We start from the raw sequence: 21,518 nt of genomic DNA on the forward strand, positions 1-21,518 counted from the left end.
CCCCGAGCGGCCCCCCGCACGGTCCCCCGAGCGGCCCCCCGCACGGTGGGTCGCCGCAGGGCGGCCCGATGCCCCCCGGTTCCGGGCACAGCGGCCCCGACACCACCGCGGCCTTCGCGTCACAGCCCGCCCCGCCGCCCACCGAAGGCGCCACCGACAAGCCCGAGCGCCGCTCACGCAAGCCCCTGATGGTGGGGATGGCGATCCTCGCGGTCGTGTTCATGCTGATCGGTGGCGGCGGCACCTACCTGGTCATCGACCGGGTCGTCCCGGCTCTCTCCGACTCCGACGAACCGGTGGAGGCCGCCGACGCGGCCACCGAGAACGCCCCCGAGCCCACGGAAGAGCCCGAACCCTCGCCGACCCCCACTCCCACCGAGTCCGACGAGCCCGAGGACGACCCCTCCGCGGACCCCACCGAAGATCCCTCGGAGGACCCGACCGGCGAAGGGGAACGCCTGCTCACCCAGCTGGACCCGGTCGAAACCAACTACGGGATCTGGGAACCCGACCGGGCCGAGTTGAACGGTGAGGTCCACAACCGGGTACTGCTCGCGGCCGATAGCTGCGCGGGAGCGTGCGATACGGCCTGGGCCGAGTACAACCTCAGCCGTTCGTGGGACACCTTCACCGCCACCGTCGGCCTGGACGACAACTCACGGTCCGACGAGAGCGTCACCTTCACCGTCTACGTCGAGGGCGACGCCGTCGTCACCGAGACCCTGGGCCTGGGGGAGACGATCGAGGTCCAGGCAGACGTCAGCGACGTGCTGCGCATGCGCTTGGACGTCGAGCTCAGCGGGCCCGAGGTCTTCCCCGTCTGGTCCGAGCCCACCCTGACCGCCGACTGACCGCGGTCCCCCGCCCCATCGGCCCGAAACGGCGAACGCCCCGCGCCTGTGCGCGGGGCGTTCGTGGTGAGGAGAAGTCGCTGGGAGGGGTGCGCGGTCGCGCTGTTCTTCGGTTACTCGGCGCGCCAGCCGCCCTGCCGGTCGGCGAGGTTGAGCGCCGTGGTCACCAGGGGCACGTGGCTGAAGGCCTGGGGGAAGTTGCCCACTTGGCGGCCGTCGCGGGGGTCCCACTCCTCGGCGAGCAGCCCGACGTCGTTGCGCAGGGCCAGCAGCCGTTCGAACAGCTCCTTGGCCTCGTCCTGTCGGCCGATGGACAGCAGGGCGTTGGCCATCCAGAAACTGCAAGCCAGGAAGGCGCCCTCGTCGCCGGGCAGCTGGTCGGCGGAGGTCTCCAGGTCCGTGCGGTAACGCAGCACGAAGCCGTCGACCATCAGGTCCTTGCGGACCGCCTCGATGGTGCCGATCACGCGGGGGTCGTCGTAGGGGAGGAAGCCGACCTCGGGGATGAGCAGCAGCGCGGCGTCCAGCTCCTTGCTGCCGTAGTACTGGGTGAAGGTGTTGCGCTGCGGGTCGTAGCCGTACTCGCACACCTCGGCGTGGATGGTGTCGCGCAGGGCCGTCCACCGCTCTATGGGGCCCTCCTTGCCGAACTCCTCGATGCTGCGCACGGCGCGGTCGGCGGCCACCCAGGCCATGACCTTGGAGTGCACGAAGTGCTGGCGGGGGCCGCGCACCTCCCACAGGCCCTCGTCGGGCTCGTCCCAGCACCACTCCAGGTAGTTGACCAGGGACCGCTGGAGTCCCCACAGGTAGTCGCCGCCCCTGATACCCGAGCGGCGGGCCAGGTGCAGCACGTCCATGACCTCGCCGTACACGTCCAGTTGGTACTGGCCCACTGCGGCGTTGCCGATCCGGACCGGGCTCGACCCCTCGTATCCGGGCAGCCAGTCGGCCTCCCACTCGGTGAGGCGCCGCTCGCCCCGGATGCCGTACATGATCTGCATCAGCTGCGGCTCACCCGCGACGGCGCGGACCAGCCACTCGCGCCAGGCCTGCGCCTCGTCGGTGTACCCGGAGCGGATCAGCGCCTCCAGCGTGATGGTGGCGTCGCGCAGCCAGCAGTACCGGTAGTCCCAGTTGCGGACCCCGCCGATCTCCTCGGGCAGGGACGTGGTCGGGGCCGCCACGATCCCGCCGGTGGGCCGGTAGGTGAGGCCCTTCAACGTGATGAGGGAGCGCACGACAGCGTCGCGGTAGGGGCCGTCGTAGGTGCACTGCTCCACCCACTTCTCCCAGAAGCGCTCGGTGCGCGAGAGGGCCTTCTCCGCGTCCAGGTGGTCGGACTCCTCCACCTGGGAGGGGTGCCAGGTCATCACGAAGGGCACGCGCTGGCCCTCGGTGACGTTGAAGGTGGCGTCGTGGGTGAAGTTGTGGCCCTGGAGGACCACGGGAGTGCTCAGCCAGATCGCGTCGGGGCCGGCGATGGCCACCAGTTCGGCGCCGGAGCGGTGCACCCAGGGCACGACGTGGCCGTAGTCGAACCGGATGCGCATCGCGGTGCTCATCCGCACCGAACCGCGCAGCCCCTCCACGATCCGCACGATGTGGGGGGCGCCGCCGCGGGGCGGCATGAAGTCGATGACCCGCACCGAACCGGTGTCGGTGTCCCATTCCTGCTCCAGGACGAGGGTTTCGCCCCGGTACCGGCGCCGGTCCGCCTTCGGTTCGCCGTCGGCGGGGCGCAGGGTCCAGCAGCCGTTCTGTTCGTCGCCGAGCAGCGCGGAGAAACAGGCGGAGGAGTCGAAATCGGGCAGGCACGCCCAGTCGATGGAACCGTCGCGCCCGACCAGCGCGGCGGTCTGCATGTCGCCGATCATTGCGTAGTCTTCGATCCAACCGGGCACGCGGCTCACCCCCATCACTTCTGTATACGTCGTCGCGGTAGCGCGAGTCGCCCCGTCGGCACGGGGTGCGTCGCGCCTTCGCGAACCGCCGCGCACGCCCGTGTGCGCGCCCCGTCGGCGCCTGCCACCCGACCCGCCTCCTGGTCGGGGCGCCGTTCGGTCATATCGCCCCGGACCGTCCGCTGCTCTTTACCCGGTTATGTGCCCAGGTGCGGGCAGCCGAAAAGGACGGTCGTGGAAAGCGCCCGAACCCGGCTCTTCGCCGTTTACCGCGCTGCCCATCTTCCACGCTCCACGGGCGCCTGGCTACCCGCAAATGCACGTGCATCGGAATGTGCTGCGAGGTATGTCAGGGAATGGGGGAGTTCTGTTTGGGAGAAGTTATGGCGCGGTGATCAAGTTCCGCCGCGGGCCTCCCATGATCGGTTGGCTTGCGGGCGGCTGCGAAGGCGGCCCGTGGGCGGGGCGCGATGCACCGCGCCCCGCTAACGGCCGGACGGCGCGCGGTTTTCCGGTGCCTGCTCGGGCATCCGCATCAGCGGCAGGAACACCTGGGCCAGGGGCCCGATCGCCACCATGAACACCAAGGTGCCCACGCCGACCGTTCCGCCGAGGAGGAACCCGGACAGTGCCACGGTCACCTCGATGAGGGTGCGCGCCAGCCGGATCGACAGCCCGCGTGCGGCCAGGCCGGTCATCAACCCGTCGCGCGGCCCCGGGCCCAGTCCCACCCCGATGTAGCAGCCGGTGGCGATCGCGCACACCAGCACGCCCAGGGCCAGCAGTAGCACCCGGAGAGGCAGGGAGTCGGTGGCGGGCAGCAGCCACAGGGACAGGTCCACGGACACCCCCACCACGATCACGTTGCTCAGGGTGCCCAGCCCGGGCTTCTGGCGCAGCGGGATCCACAGCAGCATCAGTAGGGCGCCCACGAGTACGCTCCACGTGCCGATCGACAGTCCCGTCTGCAACGACAGCCCTTGGTGCAGGACGTCCCAGGGCATCGCACCCAGGTCGGAGCGGATGAGCAGTGCGCCGCTGAGGCCGTACAAGTACAGGCCGAAGTAGAGCTGGGCGAGGCGGCGCAGCCGGGGGCGCGGCAGGACCGGCGTGATCAGGATGCGCTGGACCAGGGTGTGGGCCAGGGCTGGGAACCCGTTGCGCGGGGACTGCTCGGACACCGGTGACCTCTTTCTCGGCTCTCGCTTCTCGGGTGGCGCTGGCTCGGGCGGCCCAGAAAATTCATGGGGTGGTTGGATGACAAGCCACATGGGGGGCCACATCGGTATGGTGGACCAAAGACCGTCGGGAGAGAAGAGCCAATCCCGACAACTGGCCTGAATTCGTCCCTATCGAGGTGCACATCACATGGCGAGGCAGCGCAGCGACCGGCCCGGAACCGGCGGCGGAACACGGCGGATCAACGGACGCCTGCTCGCCCGGCTGATCGGCGAGGCGCCCGTCGAACGCCCCTACTACCTCGCGATCGCGCGCTCCGTGAGCGGGCTCGTCCTGGACGGGCGCGTCCCCACGCACACCCGGCTGCCCGCCGAACGCGACCTCGCCACCGCGCTGGGGGTCAGCCGCAACACCGTCACCGCCGCCTACGCCTGGCTGCGCGACAACAGCTTCCTCGACAGCAGGCAGGGCGCGGGCAGCTGGACCGTCCTGCCGGACTCCGGTACCCGCGACCCCTCCCCGTTCGCCCCCGCCGCCGAGCACATCGACCTCGGGGTGGCCGCGCCCCCGGCGATCGAGGGGCTGCGCGAGGCCTCGTTCCACGCCTCTGAACAGCTCGCCGCGCACGTGGGCGGTATGGGCTACTACCCCTACGGCCTGCCCGAACTGCGCCACGCCATCGCCCGCCGCTACGTCGAGCGCGGACTGCCCACCACCCCCGAACAGATCTTCATCACCAACGGGGCCCAGCAGGGCATCACCCTGGCCATGGAACTCCTGGTCCAGCAGGGTGACGAGGTCCTGCTGGAGTCACCCACCTACCCGCACGGTTTGGACGCCGCCCGCCGCAACGGTGCGCGGATCCGCACCACGGGGGTGACCCCGCAGGGCTGGGACATGGAGTACTTGGTGGACGCCTTCCGCCAGTGGAAACCGGCCCTGGCGTACATGATCCCGGACTTCCACAACCCGACCGGCGCGCTCATGCACGACGACGAGCGGCGGGTCCTGGTCCGCGAGGCCCGCCGCGCCGGCGCCCACATGATCATCGACGAGTCCGCCGCCGAGCTGGCCATCGACTCCGGGGACCTGCCCACGCCGGTAGCCGCGCACGACACCGACGGCCGGGTGATGACCGTGGGTTCGGTGGCGAAGCTGCTGTGGGGCGGCCTCCGGGTCGGCTGGGTGCGCACCACCCCGCCGATGGTGGCCCGGCTCATGGCGGTGCGCCAGCGCTTCGATCTGGCGGGCTCGGTACACGACCAGCTCATCGCGACCCACCTCCTCGCCGACGTGCTGCGGATCCGCGCCGAACGCAGCCGCCAGCTGCGCCGCAACCGGGACGCGCTGCTCAACGCCCTGCGCGACCGGCTGCCCGACTGGCGGCCCAGCGTGCCCGGCGGCGGGCTCGTCCTGTGGGCGTCCCTACCCCAGCCCGTGGCGACCTCGTTGGCGACCGCCGCGGTCCGCCACGGCGTACACCCGGCGGCCGGGCCGGTGTTCGGCGCCGACGGCACACTGGAGCGCTATCTGCGCCTGGCCTACACCCGGCCGCCGGACGTGCTGGCCGACGCGGTGGAGCGGTTGGCCGCGGCCTACGGCGAGACCCTCGCCCACCCCGCACCACCGCGCGGGCAGCTCTACGTCTGAGGGGGCCGGGCGCGGCGGCCAGCGGCTGCCGACAACCTGCTGGCGGTCACGTGCCGGACGCTCCGGTCAGAGGGCGAACCGCTGGGCGAAGCGGACGAACTCGGCGATCACCTCGTCGCGATTGGTCTCGTTGAACACCTCGTGCCGGGCCCCGGGGAAGATCCGCACGGTCAGGTCCTCGCCCGCCACCGCCTCGATACCGACCTTGGTGTCGGTCACCGGGACGAGCTTGTCCTCGTGCCCGTGCACCCACAGCAGTGGCAGCGAACCGAGACCGCCCGAGGCGTTGCCCCGCTCCAACTCGGTGAGCAGGGCGTTGACGGTGGGTCGCTTGAAAGGGCCGTGCCAGACCAGTTCGTCGGCCACGTACGCCTCGCCGACGGACGGGTCGCGCGAGAGGGTCGCGGGGTCGATGGGGGCGTCCGGGATCTGCTCGGCGGCGGAGATCTCCTCCAGTGCCGTCCAACGGCCCAGAACCGGCCCGGACAGGGCCAGTGCCTGCACGGCCCCCGGGTGGACCTGGGCGTAGCGGGTGGCGATCAGACCGCCCATGGAGTGGCCGATCAGGACCAGGGGGAGGCTCCGGTAGGCGGTCCGGGCCTGGGTGACGACGCGGTGCACGTCCTCGACCACGCCCGCGTAGTCGTCGATGAGCACCCGCTCCCCAAAGGACTGGCCGTGTCCCCGGTGGTCGGCGCCGTAGACCACCGCGCCCGCCGCGCACAGGTCCGCGGCGACCTGGTGGTAGCGGCCGAGGTGCTCGCCGTAGCCGTGCACCAGCACGGCCAGCCAGGTCGGTTCGCCTTCGGTGGGCGCCCAGGCCCGGGCCGCCAGCTTCCCGGACCCGTCGGGGCCTCCTGCCAGGCCCCACTCACGTGTGCTGATCACCGTGTCCTGCCTCCTCGCCGTTGTGTGCGTCTGCGACGATCGGGTGGTCGCCGCTGGCCCGGTCACCATAGAACATCGCTCGCGGGGCGGCCGGTGGCCGCCGCGCCACCGCGGACACGGCGAGCACGTGGCCCTGGGAGCGGGGAATGGGGGAGACCCGCGGGGCACGAGCGGAGCGTGTCACGCAACCCGTGCGCGTGCATCGCCTGGATAACGATCGTCGGCGCGGTCTTGGTTCAACGCCCAGGCACACAAGGGATCTCTCGTATTCCCTAACGAAATACACCAAAAGGTGCGATCAAGGCTACTCACCGTGAATCTGGATCTTCTACGCTTAAGAGTGGGTATCCCTCGGGTGGGCGTATTTTGTGTACTGTCTACTCGGCAATTCAGACTGGAGAGGGGTGACGCCCGTGCTGGCCGACTCCTACGGCCGCGTGGCTACAGACCTGCGCGTGTCGCTCACCGACCGCTGCAACCTCAGGTGCACGTACTGCATGCCACCTGAAGGGTTGGAGTGGCTGCCCAAGCCGGAACTGCTCACCGACGACGAACTCCTCCGCCTGATCCGTATCGGAACCACCCGCCTCGGGATCGACGAGATCCGCTTCACCGGCGGCGAACCCCTGCTCCGGAGAGGTCTGCCCGGCATCATCGCGGGCAGCACCGAACTCACGCCCCGGCCGCACACCGCACTCACCACCAACGCGATCGGGCTCACCCGGATGGCGCCCGCCCTCGCCGAAGCCGGACTCGACCGGGTCAACGTCTCACTGGACACCCTCGACCCCGTGGTGTTCGAGAAACTCGCCCGGCGCCGCCGCCTCGACGACACCCTCGACGGCATCGCCGCCGCCGCGGAGGCCGGACTCACGCCCGTGAAGATCAACACCGTGCTCATGCGCGACATGAACGACCACGAGGCACCCGCACTCCTCCGCTACTGCCTGGAGCGCGGTTACGAACTCCGGTTCATCGAACAGATGCCCTTGGACGCCCAGCACGGCTGGCGCCGCGAAACCATGATCACCGCCGACGAGATCCTCCAGAAACTCGAAGCCGAATTCGACCTCGAGCCCGCCGACGCCGAGACCCGCGGCAGCGCCCCGGCCGAACTCTTCTATGTCCGAGGTGCCGCCTTCCCCAACGGCAAGCCCGCCACCGTCGGTGTCATCGGCTCGGTCACCCGCCCCTTCTGCGGCGCCTGCGACCGGGTCCGGCTCACCGCCGACGGCCAGATCCGCAACTGCCTCTTCGCCCGCGAAGAATCCGACCTGCGCTCACCGCTGCGCGAGGGCGCCACCGACGAGGAGATCGCAGAGCGCTGGAAGGCCGCCGTCGCCACCAAACTCCCCGGCCACGGCATCAACGACCCCAGCTTCCTACAGCCGGCCCGCCCCATGTCCGCGATCGGCGGCTGACCGGAGGGCAGCCCAAGCGCCCGGCCCGCCTTCGCCGGGGAAACCCGGTTGCCCGCCCCCGACCCCGTCTGGCTTGATGGCCCTTGGGCGCACACCGCGTCCAGGGGCTCGACGGAAACGGGAGGTGGCCCCATGCCGCACACCGAAGTCTCCGGTGCACGCGTCCCCATCCGCATGTGGGCCGACCCCGCACAGGTCGACCCCGCCGCCATGGACCAGCTCCACAACGTCACCCGTATGCCCTGGACACACGGGCTGGCCGTCATGCCCGACGTCCACTACGGCAAGGGCGCCACGGTCGGCTCCGTCATCGCCATGCGCGACGCGGTCAGCCCGGCCGCCGTCGGGGTCGACATCGGCTGCGGCATGACCGCGGTCCGTACCGGCCTGACCGCCGACCGCCTGCCCGACAACCTGCGCCCCCTGCGCTCCGCCCTGGAAGCCGCCATCCCGGTGGGCTTCCACTCCCACGACGAACCCGTCGACCCCGCCACCGTCCCCGGCCTGCGCAGCACCGGCTGGGACGGGTTCTGGAGCGGATTCGACGACCTGGCCACCGCCGTGCACCACCGGCACAGCCGCGCCCAGCGCCAGATGGGCACCCTCGGCGGCGGCAACCACTTCCTGGAGGTGTGCCTGGACGACGACGGCACCGTCTGGCTCGTCCTGCACTCCGGATCCCGCAACATCGGCAAGGAACTGGCCGACCACCACATCGGCCGGGCACAGTCCCTGCCGCACAACCAGGACCTGCCCGACCGCGACCTCGCGGTGTTCCTGTCCGGCACCCCGGAGATGGACGCCTACCGCCGCGACCTCTTCTGGGCCCAGGACTACGCGCGCCGCAACCGCGACGTCATGATGGGCCTGGCCTGCCGCGTCCTGGCCAACCGGGTCCCCGGCACGACCTTCGAACAGTGGATCTCCTGCCACCACAACTACGTGGCCGAGGAGACCTACGAAGGGGTGGACGTGCTCGTCACCCGCAAGGGCGCCATCCGCGCCGGACAGGGCGACCTCGGGATCATCCCGGGCAGTATGGCGACCGGAACCTACATCGTCCGCGGTCTGGGCAACCCCGACTCGTTCAACTCCGCGTCGCACGGCGCGGGGCGCCGGGTGAGCCGCAACAAGGCCCGTAAGACCTACAGCGAAACCGACCTGGCCCAGCAGACCAAGGGCGTGGAGTGCCGCAAGGACCGCGGTGTCGTGGACGAGATCCCCGGCGCCTACAAGGACTTGGAATCGGTTATCGACGCCCAGACCGACCTGGTCGAGGTCGTCGCCCGACTGCGCCAAGTGGTGTGCGTCAAGGGCTGAAGCCGTGGACCAGGGTGCGCTGCGCGGGCGGCGGTGCGGTGCGTCCACTCCGTACGGCATGCTGGGTGGGTGATCGAGAACTTGGACGCGGTGGTCCTGGCCGGGGGAGCGGCGACCCGCATGGGCGGCGCAGACAAACCCGGCCTGACCGTCGCCGGACGCACCCTCCTGGAACGCGTCGTGGACACCGTCCGAGCACATGCACCCAGCGCCCGCGTGACTGTGGTCGGGCCGGAACGGGACAGCCCGAGCGCCCACTACGTGCGCGAGGACCCGCCCGGCGGCGGTCCCGTCCCGGCCCTCGAAGCCGGGCTGCCGAGCGTGCGCGCCCCCTGGTGCGCACTGCTCGCCGCAGACCTGCCCCACCTGCGGCCCAGGCACCTCGAAGCCCTGCACACGGCGGCTCAGGGCCGAGGCGGGTCCGTGCTCGTCGATGCCACCGGCCGCCAGCAGTGGCTCACCGGGGTATGGCGCACCGACGTACTCCGGGCAGCGCTCGCCGACTACGGGGGCCGTTCGCTCCACGGCCTGCTGGAACCACTTGACCCCGCCCCGGTACCGGCTTCCGGAGACCCCGAAACCTTCGACGTCGACACCCCCGAGGACCTGGAAGAAGTCCGCCGCCGCCTCCGATAGGGAACACCCGGGCCCTTGCCGAATCCGGGGAACTGGTCCACCATGTCCGCTATGACGATCAGGAAGGGCGGAAACCGCCCGGGCCGTTGAGCCCCACCGCGCCGACGTTCGGGTCGGCTGCCGAACTCCTCGCATCCCTTGAGGACCTGAGCCTCCACTCGCGCACGCACGCGCTGACCGGCTACGCCCGCACCCACACCGGGACCCCGCACCTGACCGCGATCCTGCGCGGCCTGGCAGCTGCGGGCCACCACCACGAAGCCCTGCACGCGGCGATCGCCGCCCGCGACCTGGGCACCGTCGCCGGGTACCTCTCCGGGCCCGACCTGGACCTGCGCCGCGCCGCCCTGCGCGCCGTGCGGACCCTTCCCGTGCCGGGTGCTGCGGTCGCCCCGCTCTTGGACGACGCTCCTACGGGCCTGCGCCGCGCACTGTACCGAACGCTCTTCCACGGCCGTCGCGCCGCGCTCGCCGATGCCCTGCTGGAGCGGGTACTCCACCGGCACGGCGACGCGGAGGCGGCGGCACTCCTGCCCGCCTGCGCACCGGAGACGGTCCGCTGCCGCCTGGCCGACCTGGCGCACGCGGTCCGCTCCTGGCGCCGCCTGGCCCGCCGCCACCCCGACACCGTGGCCGACCTGCTCACCGAACACGTCACCGACCGGTTCGCCGTGAACGACTGGCGCCGCGCTCTGGAGGCACTGGACCCGGTCCGCCCGGCCCGGGTGGCGGAGATCGCCGGCGCCGGAGCCCTGGCCGGAACCCACCTCCGCTGCCCCCGCGCCCGCCGGCTCGCCCACCCCGACCGGGTCGTCACCAAACACCCCGATGTACCCGTCGGACGCCCTTTGGAACGCCAGTTGCGTTTCGCCATGCGCAAGCGCTCCGGGGCGGTCCGGTGCGTGCTGCGTTCCATGCCCCGGGAGGTGGCGGAGCCCCTCCTGGACCGGGAAGTCGAGTACTGGACGCGTAGCCGGAACCCCGAGACCGTGCTGCCTTTCCTGGACCTGCTGCCCCGGGACCGTGCGGTGTCCCTGGCCCGCGGTGCCCTGGCGGAGCTCTCGGTGTTCCAACGGACCGGCAGCCGCCCGCGCGACCCCGACCAGGACCTCGACGCGATCGCCCACTTGCCCTACGCGGAGGCGGGCGGGCCGCTCGGAGAGGCCGCTTCCTGCGGTGACCCCGCACGACGGGCGCGGGGCCTGGCCCGTCTGGTGGAGGCGGCCGCCCGCACCGGCGACCCGGCCGTGCCGGCCGCCGTCCTCGCCGAACGGGTCGAACGCCACCGGGCCGACCGCGACGCGGTACGCCGGGCGCTTCTGCTCACCCTGACCGACCTCGGCCCCCGACCCCTCGTGCGTTCCCTCCCGGTGCTGCACCGGTTGCTGGCGGACACCGCCCAGGCGCGTGACACGTCCGCCGCCACGCGCGGCGCTCTGCGGCACCTGGCCGCCCGGTTCCTGTCCCACCCGGAGACCCGAGCCCACGGGCCCGCAGTGGACTGGGGGATCGAGGTGTACCGGCGGCTCATCGAACGCTTCGGCGCCGAAGGCCTGGGTGACCCGGACCGGGCCCGGCACAGCGCGCCCTGGACCACGCGCCTCGGAGGGCGCAGGGTGCTTCCGTGGTGGATGCCGGAGTCGCACAGCGGCCACCGGCACGGCCCCGAACCCCGCCTGTACCAGCTCCTGCCGCCCGGGGCGGAGTCCGTCCTCTTCGGTCGGCTGAGCGACTTCCTGACCGGGGCGTGCCGCCGCGGCGACCACGGTCCCGCCGTGGCCCTGGCCGGAGAGCTCGGCCGCCGGTCCCGCCACCCCACCGCGCTCGACGGCCTTCTGCGGGCGGCCGTACTGGCTGACCCCGATCCCGGTACCGTCGCGCGGGCGGCCGCCCTGTACCTGGCCGGGCCGGACCGGGCGGGCAGGGCGCTGAGCCTGTTCGAGGACGAACCGCACACCGCCCGCATCCCCAGGGTCTGGGACCTCCTTGTGCGGTACCAACCTCCCGCGGTGCTCCTGCGGGCCTTGGACGTTGTCGGTTCCTGCCAAGACGAGCCCGTGTGGGTTCCCCGGGCCCTCCGGACACGCGTCCTGCCCTCGGCCCGTATCTGGCCGCCGGAACTGAGGGAACGGCTCCGCGCGCACCTGACCGCCGTCGTCGAGGAGCCCTCGGTCCCCGCGGCCGACCGGGAGGCCGCCGTGCGTTCCCTGGGCGCGCTGCCCGGCGGCCACGCATACCTCGCCGGACACCTGGTCGGCGGCGATGTGGTTCTGCGCGAGGCTGCCTTGTCCGCGCTCGGCCGATCCGATGATCCCGAGCACGCCCTGGAACTGATCACCGAGCACTCCAGCGGCCCACGGTCGCGGGCGGTCGGGCCGGCCCTGTCCCGGTGCGCGGAGCGGGTTCGCCCCTCCCGCCTGGGGCCGCTCCTGTCCGGCGTTCTGGAGGGCGCGGGCAAGGTCGCCGTCCGCAGGGCCGCCGCCCGGCTCCTGGCCCGGCACCGCCCGCCTGAAGCGGTCTCCGCTCTCGCGAGGGCCCTGCGACGCGACGAACACCGGGACGTGCTCGCAGCGGCGGCCACCGCGCTCCTCCGCTGTGCGGACGATCCCGAAGCACGGTCCGCCCTGGCCGAACGGGCACCGGACTTTGTGGAGGAGGAGATCCAGGTCGCGCTCCTTGGCGTCGACCCGGCTGAGCTGGCGCCAGACCTTCGAGGGGGCGTCGCCGAAACCCTCACCGCCCTTCCTGCACCGGCGCGCAGCCACTGGCGCATGGGCGGCTGGTGGGCGCGCTGGGCCGTCTGGGGTTCGGAGACGGTCGACGACGTGTTCGAGGCTGTCCTGGACCTCGACCGTTCCTGTGACCGCGTGATGGCCACCTTCCGGCTGACGCTGAACCGCGGCAGGGGTCTGGACCGCCTCGACGAGACCCTGGACGGCCTCCTGGCCCGGATCCCCGGCCCCGAGCAGGGGGTCCCGCACCCTGGACGGGGACCGTCGTCGGAGAAGAGCCGGGGTCAGCGTCCGGTACCAGTGGAGGTCGACCACCAGCGGGCGTGCACGGCCCGGAACAGGATGGTGCGCGTGCTCGACATCCTGGACGAAGCCCAACGGCGCGCGCCCGCCGGAGACGCGGTCGTTCGGGAGCAGTCGGACCGATCCCTGGCCCTGCTCACCGCCCGACCCGAGCTCGTGCGCTACGCCCTCAATACCGTGGGTGGTCAACTGACCCGGTCCGTCAGGCTGTCCGAGGGTGAACCCGACCCCGGACAGGTGGTGGACCGCCTGCTCCTGGCAGCCCGCCTGCTGGCCGCACGGCCCCACGTCGGTGTGCGCTGGCTGGACAGGGCCGTTGGCCCGCTGTGTTCCCGGTACGGGCGCGCGAAGGTCGGACCGGAAGTGCTGACGGTGGTGGCGCGCCGCCTGCTCACGGCGGCCGAGGACGACGGAGGCCCGGTCGGCCTCTATGCCGGCCTGATCGCGCTCAGCCTGGTCGAAAAGGCGGCTCGGGAGAGCGCTTGGGCGGATCCTTGGCCGGACCTGCTGACGGATGCGGGCCGCAGCCGCCACGAGGAGATCCGGCTGTCGGCCTGGAGCACGGCCCTGGGCTGAGAACCACGGAGCCCCGTGCGCCCGCTGCCACCCAACCGGACTACCGCTGCCTCTAGCCGTTGAACTCGGACATGGGGACGGTCTCCTTGAGGAAGCCGCGCATACCGAGGAAGTTGGCGAGGTACTCGCGGTGCTCCCCGCAGGCGACCCACACCTTGCGGCGGTCCGGCGTGTGCAGCTTCGGGTTGTTCCAGACGAGGGCCCACTCGGCCGGGGACTTGCAGTCCCTGCGCGAGCAGTGTGCGTCCGGTGCGGTATTACCCAAAGCTGATCCCCAGGAGACAAAGCGGTTTCGGTGGTCAACCCCCAGCCACGGCCGGGTATGCACCGACCGGCAGCGGACAAAAGGCGACGCCGGGTGGTTACGGGGGCAAACCACCCGGCGTCGCACGCGATGTTTCGACGGGGGCTCGAAACATCGCCCCGCGCTCCGACGGGGGACCGAAGCGCTAAGACCCAATGTACACCGCTGCCCCCCGGGGTACGTCAAGAGTCAGTTACGACGTTGTCTCGGGACAGTCCCACCGGGGGAGGGTCTTACGTCCCAGGTCAGGACTCATTTGGCATCCAGCCCTCCCCTCAGGCGCGCCATTCGTCCAACGAATCACCGCCCGCTCGGGTCAATTGAGCCCCAACCGGGACCAAAGTCCTCAGAAAATCGCGGCAAAGTGCCTCGATCCCCTCTCCGGAAAGGTTCTCGAGGGAAAACGGGGGGTCCGTGTGGTCACCGCCGATCGGGGGGAGGCCGGGGTACGGGGTCGCGTTTGCGCGACCCGCGCCACCGACTACGCAGGGGGGCACCCATGACCGACCACACCTATCGCGTCACAGAGATCGTCGGGACATCGCCCGACGGGGTCGACCAGGCCATCCGCAACGGAATCCAACGGGCCTCGGCCACGCTGCGCGGACTCGACTGGTTCGAGGTCACCGAGGTTCGCGGCCACATCGAGGACGGCGACGTCGCCCACTTCCAGGTGGGCCTCAAACTCGGCTTCCGCTTGGAGGGCTGACGTGGCGGACTGACCTGGTGGTCCGGGCGGACGCCGTCCCGCTCAGGAGGGACTTCTCCGCCCATCGGTGGCTCCAGGGGCGTCAGGGGCGCTCCCACCCGCGGGCACCGCTCCGACCACCGGCGCACGGCACGAGGTGCCCGGACCCCCGTGGGCCCGGGCACCTCGTGCCGTGCTCTTATCACTCCGCCTGCTCGCCGACCGTGATCGGCCGGTCAGACGTCGTCCTCTCCGGGGTCTCCGCGCAGCACGTCCGCGTGCACGTGGTCCAGGTGGCGCAGGATTTCGTTGTCCGGATCGGCGTCGTAGTGGCGCCAGCCCATCGACGGGTAGTACGTGCTCCAGATCTTGTCGTCGAAGATGATCACGTCGATCTGGTAGTCCGGGGCGTGCGCGATCAGCCAGTGCGCCAGGAGCCAGCCCTCGCGGCGGTTGTCCTCGTTGACCGGGCGGTAGAAGATGTCCAGCGCACGGCCCTCGTAGTGGGCCGACCCCTCGCCGTGCCCGGAGTCGTACCCGCCGGCCACGTACCCGCCGATATCGGTGTCGGCGAAGTCGTTCTCGATGCCGGCCTTGAGCGTGGCGGCGCGCGGGGTCAGGCCTGAGGGCTCCTCCTCCTCGAACTCGACCTCCTCGCCGGAGTAGCGGCAGCTCAACGAGGGGCCCGCGTCCTCCTCCGGTCCGTTGACGAGGACGTCCATGACCTCTTCGGGGATGTCGTCGACGTTTGGTTGCTCGATGGGAGCGCTGTCCCCCTGGGCGATCACGGCAGCGGCGGTGCTGGCCCGCTTGGCCTGGTCCCGGTCGAGGCGGACCTGCTCGTCACCGGCGTACACGGAACAGTCCGGCCCCCACGGGGCGGAGGTCGGGAAGATCCGCTCCTGGTTCTCCACCACCCAGCGGGTGCCGATGACCGCGACCGTGGCCAGCACGGCCAGGATCGCCACCGACGTGATCAACCCGTGCCAACGGCGCTCGGGTCTGACGGACCTGTGTGTCATGGACTCTGCCCCTCTACGCCGGGGACGGACGGCCGCTCCACCGTCGACGTCCCGGGCGCCAGTGTCTACGGCTCCCGCATAGGATTCTCCGTCTATGGGACACGGCGGACCATTCTCCCATTCCCGACTGTGGCGAGGATCAAGCCGAAATCCACGCATCGATGCCCGCCGAAAGCAGCCCGTCGGCGACCGGCCCGGTTCCCGGGGTCTGTTCAGAGGGCCGACCAGAGCACGAAAAGGCCGCTCAGGAGCAGGGTCAGCGCCCAGATCCGGTCCATGGTCACGCCTTTCCACCGGAGTGCGTGCACCCCGAGGAAGTCGTAGGCGATCAGAGCCGCGACCCCGGCCGCGGCGAGCATCGCCAGGGTGTGCACTCCGGTGGCCGCGAGCCCGAGCAGGGTGGCGTCCCACAGGCTCCAGGCGCTTTCCGCGGCCTCTCCCGCGGACCCTCCGCCCGCGACCGCCACTCCGTGTTCCCCGTGGCCGCCGCCCCCGCCGCCGACATGGCCTTCGCCGCGGTAGCCGCCGTTGTCTCCGCCATGGCCGCTGTCGACGTGCGTGTGGGAGAGCTGGCCGGCCAGGACCGGCATCAGCATCAGCCCCGCCCCGTGCGCGGAGGACATCAGGAACGCCCAAGCGGTCAGCTGCCACAGGGGAAGCCGCACGTCGCGCCAGTGGAAGTGCTGCCGGGACAGCAGCATCACGAGCCCCACCAGGACGATCACCCCGCCGCCCAGTACGGGGAAGAGGACCGACGCCGTGCTCGAACCCGTCACGGTGACCGCCACCGCCGCGACCGCGACACTGCCCGCGTGCCCCACCGCGATCGCCGGGAGGGCGCGCAGGACCTGGCCGCGACCGCCCTCCTGCAACCCTCTGCTGACGGCGAGTAGCCAACCCATCCCGGGGTGGAGTCCATGAAAAGCGCCCAGTGCGACGAGAGTCCAGAGCTGCGCAGCGGTCACGGCGCCAGCGTCACACGCCCGCTTCGGGGCGGCAACCCTCGGTGACCACCTGACCGACACCGGTCAACCGGCCTGCGCCGGGTTTGACCGCCGGTTACGGGCAGATCGCGTCGAGGTCGGTGGCTTCCGAACCCACCTGGCGGCCCGGGTCTGCGGGGGAGGGCTCGTCCAGACCGGTGTACTCCTGCCACTCGGTCCGCTCGTCCTCGCCCATCTCTGCCCACTCCTCCTCGGTCGGATCCTCCTGGTCGCCGTTGCCTTCTCCGGCTTCGCCGTCCTCACCGTTCTCCCCGTCTTCGCCGGTGGGGGAGGCGTCGGGGTCGTCGGGAAGCTCGTCGCCGGTCGCGGCTTCACCGCTGATGGCCTCGTCGACCAGCCCCTGGATCTCCTCCCAGTCAGGGTTGCCGGTGTTCACCTGGGGCGGCGACAGCTGCAGCGCGCTCATGTCCCCGGTGTCGGTGATCTGGTCGGCCAGTTCGATGAAGGCGGGCACCTTGGACTGGGGGATGTCGGTGCTGAGCGTGCGCTTGGTCGCGCCGGCCAGCTGGCGGTAGCTGGTGAGCACGGTGGTGGGGTCGACCTGCTCCGCCACGTACTTCATCAGGCAGCCCTGGCGGCCCATCCGCCCGTAGTCGTCGGTGCCGATCCGGGTGCGGCCGTACCAGAGCGCCTCATAGCCGTCGAGGCGGCGGAGTCCGGGCTCCAGGACACCGCCGTGGATCCCGTACGGGATCGGCTCCTCGATGCGCACCTGCACGCCGCCGACAGCGTCGATCAGGTCGCGGAAGCCCAGCATGTCGACCATGGCGTAGTACTCCACGTCCAGGTCGAGGTTGTCCCCGACCACCTGCTTGAGGGTGTCGGCGGAGGGGTCGGCGGCCGTCGGGTTGAGGGCCAGTTCCTCGGGCTCCTCGGCGACCACTTCGTAGAGGTCGCTGAGCATCTGGTCGAAGCCCTGGGGCTCTGGGTAGCGCTCGGCGAGCGCGCTGTCCTCGGGAAACCGGATGTTCTCCAGGTTGCGGGGCAGGCCGACCAGGACCGCGTCGCCGGTCTCCGTGTCCAGGCTCGCGACCATCATGCTGTCAGTGCGCACTCCGTGCCGCTCGTCGGCGGCATCGGAGCCGAGGAGTAGCACGTTGACCCGGTCGGCGCCGTTCCACGGGTCGGCCTCGTCGTGCGGGGGGAGGTCGTCGCGCTCGGGGGCGTTGAAGACCTCCCCCAGCGTTTCGTGGGCCGTGTAGCCGCTGTGCAGGGCCCAACCCGCGGGGACACCCAGGGTCAGGCACAGCAGCAGCACGACGGTGCCGCCGAGGACCCGGTAACCGCGCTTGGTGTCCTTCGGCCGGGTGATCACCCACGAGTGCACGATGATGGCCAGCCACAGGACCACGACCACGAACACGGCGCCCATCGCGCCCAGTAGGACCTGTTCCCGCACGGCCAGCCCGGCCAGCGTCGTCACGGTGCCTGACTCGTGCGCGCCCAACCGGAGCAACCAGACGATCAGCGCGGTGATCCCCAGAAGGTAGGTGCCGAGGACCAGCCCTCCGGCGGCCCTGCGCCCCATGCGCAGGTGGGCCACCCCGGGCAGGGGAAGCGACGCGGCGGTCCACAGCAGCGCCCCCCCAGTGCTCGGGCGCTCAGTGCTCGGGCGCTTGGGCGCCGCATCCCGCCGCTCGTCCTCGGCTGCCACCAGCGATTCCTCTCAAGCCGCGGGGCGAACATGACCGCCGCCCCGTCGTCCTTCGTCCTGTGTCCGGTGTCCGCGCCACTGTCACCGGGTGGCGGGCACCTCTGCGCTTGTGCCTCTTCTCAGGTACACGTCCGAAGACGGCCCTTTGGTTCCCTCTACCCCTCGGTCTCTTTCAGCTCCGCGGAGTCCCGGTGCCCCTGGGGGGTGTCGAAAGGCCCGTCTGATCAGTGTGGCGCTTTGTCAGGGTTGTGTGCACGGCAGCCACCTCATAGGGACTGTTCTATACAAGTCTGTTATGTGGTCGGGAGGTCGTCGTTGAGGCTTTGGGGAGCGCCTCCGGTCCGCTCAAAGGGGTGAATCAACCGATTTCTTTCGCGATCAGTAGTGAACGCGCGCAACAGCTGCGATGATCTGGCCGGAGGAGGGGGCGCCGTCCGGGGGTATGGGCGGCGTCATGGGAACGAAAGGCAACTATCGTGCTCGATGCGGTTGACGCCGCTCTCATGCGGGCGTTGCAGGGGGACGGCAGAGCGACGTTCCAGGCCCTAGCCGACGGGGTGGGCCTGTCCCGGACTGCGGTACGCGCCAGAGTGCGCCAGCTCGTGCAGTCTGGGGCGATCAGAATTGTCGGGGTACTGCACGCCGGAGTGGTGGGCATGGAAGTCCTCGGCCACGTGTCGTTCCGCGTCAGCGGGCCGGTCGGTCCGCTGCTTGATGCGCTGGGGGAACGCGAGGCCGTGACCTTCGCGGCGCATGCGGCCGGGAGGTTCCCGGCCGTCGCACAGGTGCGTGTGGCCGATGACGCCGCGCTCACCAAGGAGCTCACCGACCTGCGCTCGCTGCCCGGTGTGGACGGCGCGGAGGTCTTCCGGGCCAACGCCGTGTACAAGGACGCCCACAGCAGCGTGAGGGAACTACGCGACATAGAGTTGGACGCCTTGGACTGGCGTCTGGTTCGCCGACTACTCAAGGACGGTCGCGCTTCGTACGCCGACCTGGCCCGCCAGGTGGGCCTGTCACAGGCGGCGGCCCGGTCCCGGGTGGTGCGCCTGCTCAATTCGGGGGTGGTCCACGTGACCGCGCTCGTGGAGCCGTCAGCGGTGGGAGCCAACGAACAGATCGGCTTCGGCCTGCGCTGCCGTGGCGACGCCGACGCGCTCGGTACCGGCCTGGCCAATCTGTCCAGGATCTCCTTCCTGGCCAGTGGCTTCGGCCGTTACGACGTGGTCGGCACGCTCACCGCGCCGGACCGTCAGCAGCTGGTGGAAGCTCTGGAGACCGTTCGCGGGACCGCGTACGTCGGCCACGTCGAGACCTGGGAGCACCTCCAGGTGCGCAAGGAGCGGCGGGGCGGCGAGCGTTCGGGCGGCTGGGTCCCCGACTGAACCGGACCCGAGCCGAGCCCCCGCTCGATCCGAGACCGCCGTGAGCCGGGCCCCCGCTCACGCCGAACCCCCACAACCCGGGGTCCCACGAGTGCTCCGTCCCCGCTCCGCGCGGGCCATGTGGCCTCCTGCTTTCCGTGTGCTCCATGATGGGTTCATGGTGACGGAGGGGCCGGCGGCGCCGGAGGGGACAGGGACACTGCGTTTGCGCGGCCAGACGTTCGAGGGGCACCGGTACGCGGTGATGGGGGTGATCAACCGGACCCCCGACTCTTTCTACGACCAGGGCGCCACCTACGCCCTCGACGCCGCGCTGGCCTCCGCCGACCACGCCGTGGCCGCGGGCGTGGACATCATCGACGTGGGCGGGGTCAAGGCCGGATACGGCGCGCACGTCGACGAGGCGGAGGAGATCCGCCGCACGGTGCCGTTCGTGCGGGAGCTGCGTGCCCGCCACCCCGGGGTGGTGATCTCCGTCGATACCTGGCGGGCCGCCGTGGGCCGCGCCTGCGCCGAAGCCGGTGCGGACATGATCAACGACACCTGGGCCGGGGCCGACCCGGAGCTGGCCCAGGTGGCAGCGGAGTTCGGCACCGGGCTGGTGTGCAGTCACAGCGGCGGGTTGGCGCCGCGCACCGATCCCCACCGGGTGCACTACCGTGACGTCGTCGCCGACGTCGTGTCCGGGGTGTGTGCCCTGGCCGAACGCGCGGTGTCGGTGGGGGTCCGCTCCGACGGGGTGATGATCGACCCCACTCACGACTTCGGTAAGAACACGTACCAGTCCCTCGAGCTCACCCGGCGTCTCGGTGAGCTGGCCGCCACCGGTTGGCCGGTGCTCGTGGCCGTCTCCAACAAGGATTTCGTGGGGGAGGCCCTCGAGGCCGGGCTCACCGAGCGCGGTGACGGGACGCTGGCCACCTTGGCGGTGTCCGCACGGGAGGGGGCCCGGGTATTCCGGGTGCACGACGTCGCCGCCGCCCGCGCGGCCCTGGACGCGGTCGCCGCCGTCAGCTGAGTGGGCGCGGCCGCGTAGGTTCGCCAGCGGACCGGCTGCTGAATGGCCGTTGGTCGCGGACTGGGTCGACCGTGGGCGGCCCCTGGCGTGCCTGGGGTGCGACACGGGGGGTAGCTTTTCGGGTGCGCTCGGTGTTATCTGTAACCGGCGGTAACATTTTTACGTGTTTCGGGCTGGTATGCCTTGCGTGACGCTTAAGTTACCGGTGAGTATGGAGGGGGTCGGTCCGAATCGACCGCACCGGGCGCGGGTGTAATGGAGGCTGACGTGGCGCTTGCGAAGACCTTGACGGCTGTGGGCACGGTGGCACTGGCCCGATGCGGCGGTCGGCCGTTCGGGACCCACCTCTTCTCCGTTTGGCCGGGGGCCGCGTTCGCCGCGACCGCCTTTCCGGTGCGCTGTGCTCCGGGCGACAACCTCGCGCTGCACGTCGCGGTCGCCCAAGCGCCCCCGGGATCCGCCTTGGTGGTGGACGTGGCGGGTGAGCCCGAATACGGCTACGTCGACGAGATCCTCGCGGTGGCCGCACGGACCGCCGGTGTGGCGGGGGTCGTCCTGGACGGCTGTGTGCGCGACATCGCCGCGATCGCCCGCTGCGAGCTCCCGGTCTTCGGGGCCGGGGTCGCGGTCAGAGAGGCCGGACACGACGCGGGGGGCTCCATCGGCCAGCAGGTCAGCATGGACGCGACCGGCCCCGTTCCGCTGTCCGTGCGCCGGGGCGACTGGATCGTCGCCGACGACGACGGCGTTGTCTGCCTGCCCCGCGGGCAGGTGAGCACGATCATCGCCGAGACGATGAGCAGCCTCTCCCGCGAACAGGAGCTCATCGAAGCGGTCAGCGCGGGAGAGAGCACCCTCGACCTGTTGGGTCTGGACCCGTCCAGGGTCACCGGCTGGGAGGGCGATTCCGAGCCCGGCGCGCGGCGCGGCCGCCCGCGGTCCCTGAGCGCCCGCCGCGAGGTCCGGGCGGCGGAGGGCGGCTG

At 71.2% G+C, this 21,518-nt stretch carries 17 protein-coding genes; 10 read left to right on the forward strand and 7 right to left on the reverse strand.

Annotation, left to right across the window (positions count from 1 at the left end):
- The coding region (locus ACYVD1_RS32090; RefSeq protein ID WP_460778218.1) for an NPCBM/NEW2 domain-containing protein at positions 1 to 851 on the forward strand (851 nt) is incomplete at its 5' end.
- 113 nt (positions 852 to 964) lie between these two features.
- Here the strand turns inward: ACYVD1_RS32090 and ACYVD1_RS32095 are convergent.
- Both ACYVD1_RS32095 and yczE read right to left on the reverse strand, forming a co-directional pair.
- Positions 965 to 2,770 carry a glycoside hydrolase family 15 protein gene (locus ACYVD1_RS32095; protein WP_460778219.1) on the reverse strand — a complete coding sequence of 602 codons (1,806 nt, stop codon included), beginning with the start codon at positions 2,768 to 2,770 and terminating at the stop codon, positions 965 to 967.
- 470 nt (positions 2,771 to 3,240) lie between these two features.
- Entirely contained in the window at positions 3,241 to 3,936 is a 696-nt protein-coding gene (yczE, locus tag ACYVD1_RS32100; protein WP_460778220.1) for a membrane protein YczE, read from the reverse strand.
- Positions 3,937 to 4,123: 187 nt separating this feature from the next.
- Here yczE and yczR point away from each other — a divergent pair, with 187 nt between their 5' ends.
- A complete protein-coding gene (gene yczR, locus ACYVD1_RS32105; protein WP_460778221.1) occupies positions 4,124 to 5,584 on the forward strand; it encodes a MocR-like transcription factor YczR in 1,461 nt (486 codons plus the stop codon).
- Between the two features lie 66 nt (positions 5,585 to 5,650).
- Here yczR and ACYVD1_RS32110 read toward each other — a convergent pair whose 3' ends face one another.
- On the reverse strand, positions 5,651 to 6,472 hold the full coding sequence (locus tag ACYVD1_RS32110; RefSeq protein ID WP_460778222.1) for a lysophospholipase: 822 nt from the start codon (positions 6,470 to 6,472) through the stop codon (positions 5,651 to 5,653).
- A gap of 413 nt (positions 6,473 to 6,885) precedes the next feature.
- Between ACYVD1_RS32110 and moaA the strand changes: the two genes are divergently transcribed.
- The 4 genes from moaA to ACYVD1_RS32130 all read left to right on the forward strand — a co-directional run bounded on the left by moaA (position 6,886) and on the right by ACYVD1_RS32130 (position 13,460).
- Positions 6,886 to 7,893: a GTP 3',8-cyclase MoaA gene (gene moaA, locus ACYVD1_RS32115; RefSeq protein WP_460778232.1), complete on the forward strand. Its 1,008-nt coding sequence runs from the start codon at positions 6,886 to 6,888 to the stop codon at positions 7,891 to 7,893.
- Between the two features lie 132 nt (positions 7,894 to 8,025).
- Positions 8,026 to 9,213 (forward strand): RtcB family protein, encoded by a 1,188-nt coding sequence (locus ACYVD1_RS32120; RefSeq protein ID WP_460778223.1) that lies wholly within the window; start codon positions 8,026 to 8,028, stop codon positions 9,211 to 9,213.
- A 69-nt stretch (positions 9,214 to 9,282) separates the two neighbouring features.
- Positions 9,283 to 9,849, forward strand: a complete 567-nt coding sequence (gene mobA, locus ACYVD1_RS32125) for a molybdenum cofactor guanylyltransferase (protein WP_460778224.1) — start codon at positions 9,283 to 9,285, stop codon at positions 9,847 to 9,849.
- Between the two features lie 86 nt (positions 9,850 to 9,935).
- Positions 9,936 to 13,460, forward strand: a complete 3,525-nt coding sequence (locus tag ACYVD1_RS32130; protein ID WP_460778225.1) for a HEAT repeat domain-containing protein — start codon at positions 9,936 to 9,938, stop codon at positions 13,458 to 13,460.
- Between the two features lie 52 nt (positions 13,461 to 13,512).
- Here the strand turns inward: ACYVD1_RS32130 and ACYVD1_RS32135 are convergent, their stop codons facing one another.
- Positions 13,513 to 13,725 carry a hypothetical protein gene (locus ACYVD1_RS32135; protein WP_460778226.1) on the reverse strand — a complete coding sequence of 71 codons (213 nt, stop codon included), beginning with the start codon at positions 13,723 to 13,725 and terminating at the stop codon, positions 13,513 to 13,515.
- 538 nt (positions 13,726 to 14,263) lie between these two features.
- On the opposite strand from ACYVD1_RS32135, the gene ACYVD1_RS32140 reads away from it, so the two are divergent.
- On the forward strand, positions 14,264 to 14,473 hold the full coding sequence (locus ACYVD1_RS32140) for a dodecin (RefSeq protein ID WP_460778227.1): 210 nt from the start codon (positions 14,264 to 14,266) through the stop codon (positions 14,471 to 14,473).
- 215 nt (positions 14,474 to 14,688) lie between these two features.
- Here the strand turns inward: ACYVD1_RS32140 and ACYVD1_RS32145 are convergent, their stop codons facing one another.
- The 3 genes from ACYVD1_RS32145 to ACYVD1_RS32155 all read right to left on the reverse strand — a co-directional run bounded on the left by ACYVD1_RS32145 (position 14,689) and on the right by ACYVD1_RS32155 (position 18,132).
- Positions 14,689 to 15,474 carry a hypothetical protein gene (locus tag ACYVD1_RS32145; protein ID WP_460778228.1) on the reverse strand — a complete coding sequence of 262 codons (786 nt, stop codon included), beginning with the start codon at positions 15,472 to 15,474 and terminating at the stop codon, positions 14,689 to 14,691.
- A gap of 212 nt (positions 15,475 to 15,686) precedes the next feature.
- The gene (locus ACYVD1_RS32150; RefSeq protein WP_460778229.1) at positions 15,687 to 16,439 is read right to left on the reverse strand and encodes a cell wall anchor protein; all 753 of its coding nucleotides are present in this window, start codon (positions 16,437 to 16,439) and stop codon (positions 15,687 to 15,689) included.
- Between the two features lie 94 nt (positions 16,440 to 16,533).
- Positions 16,534 to 18,132, reverse strand: a complete 1,599-nt coding sequence (locus ACYVD1_RS32155; RefSeq protein WP_460778230.1) for an LCP family protein — start codon at positions 18,130 to 18,132, stop codon at positions 16,534 to 16,536.
- A 476-nt stretch (positions 18,133 to 18,608) separates the two neighbouring features.
- On the opposite strand from ACYVD1_RS32155, the gene ACYVD1_RS32160 reads away from it, so the two are divergent.
- From ACYVD1_RS32160 to ACYVD1_RS32170, 3 genes are all read left to right on the forward strand, one after another.
- On the forward strand, positions 18,609 to 19,517 hold the full coding sequence (locus tag ACYVD1_RS32160; RefSeq protein WP_460762118.1) for an Lrp/AsnC family transcriptional regulator: 909 nt from the start codon (positions 18,609 to 18,611) through the stop codon (positions 19,515 to 19,517).
- A gap of 157 nt (positions 19,518 to 19,674) precedes the next feature.
- Positions 19,675 to 20,535 carry a dihydropteroate synthase gene (gene folP / locus ACYVD1_RS32165; protein WP_460778231.1) on the forward strand — a complete coding sequence of 287 codons (861 nt, stop codon included), beginning with the start codon at positions 19,675 to 19,677 and terminating at the stop codon, positions 20,533 to 20,535.
- A gap of 294 nt (positions 20,536 to 20,829) precedes the next feature.
- On the forward strand, positions 20,830 to 21,518 hold a 689-nt coding region (locus tag ACYVD1_RS32170; RefSeq protein ID WP_460778233.1), incomplete at its 3' end, for an RraA family protein.

This window comes from Nocardiopsis nanhaiensis, assembly GCF_054778635.1.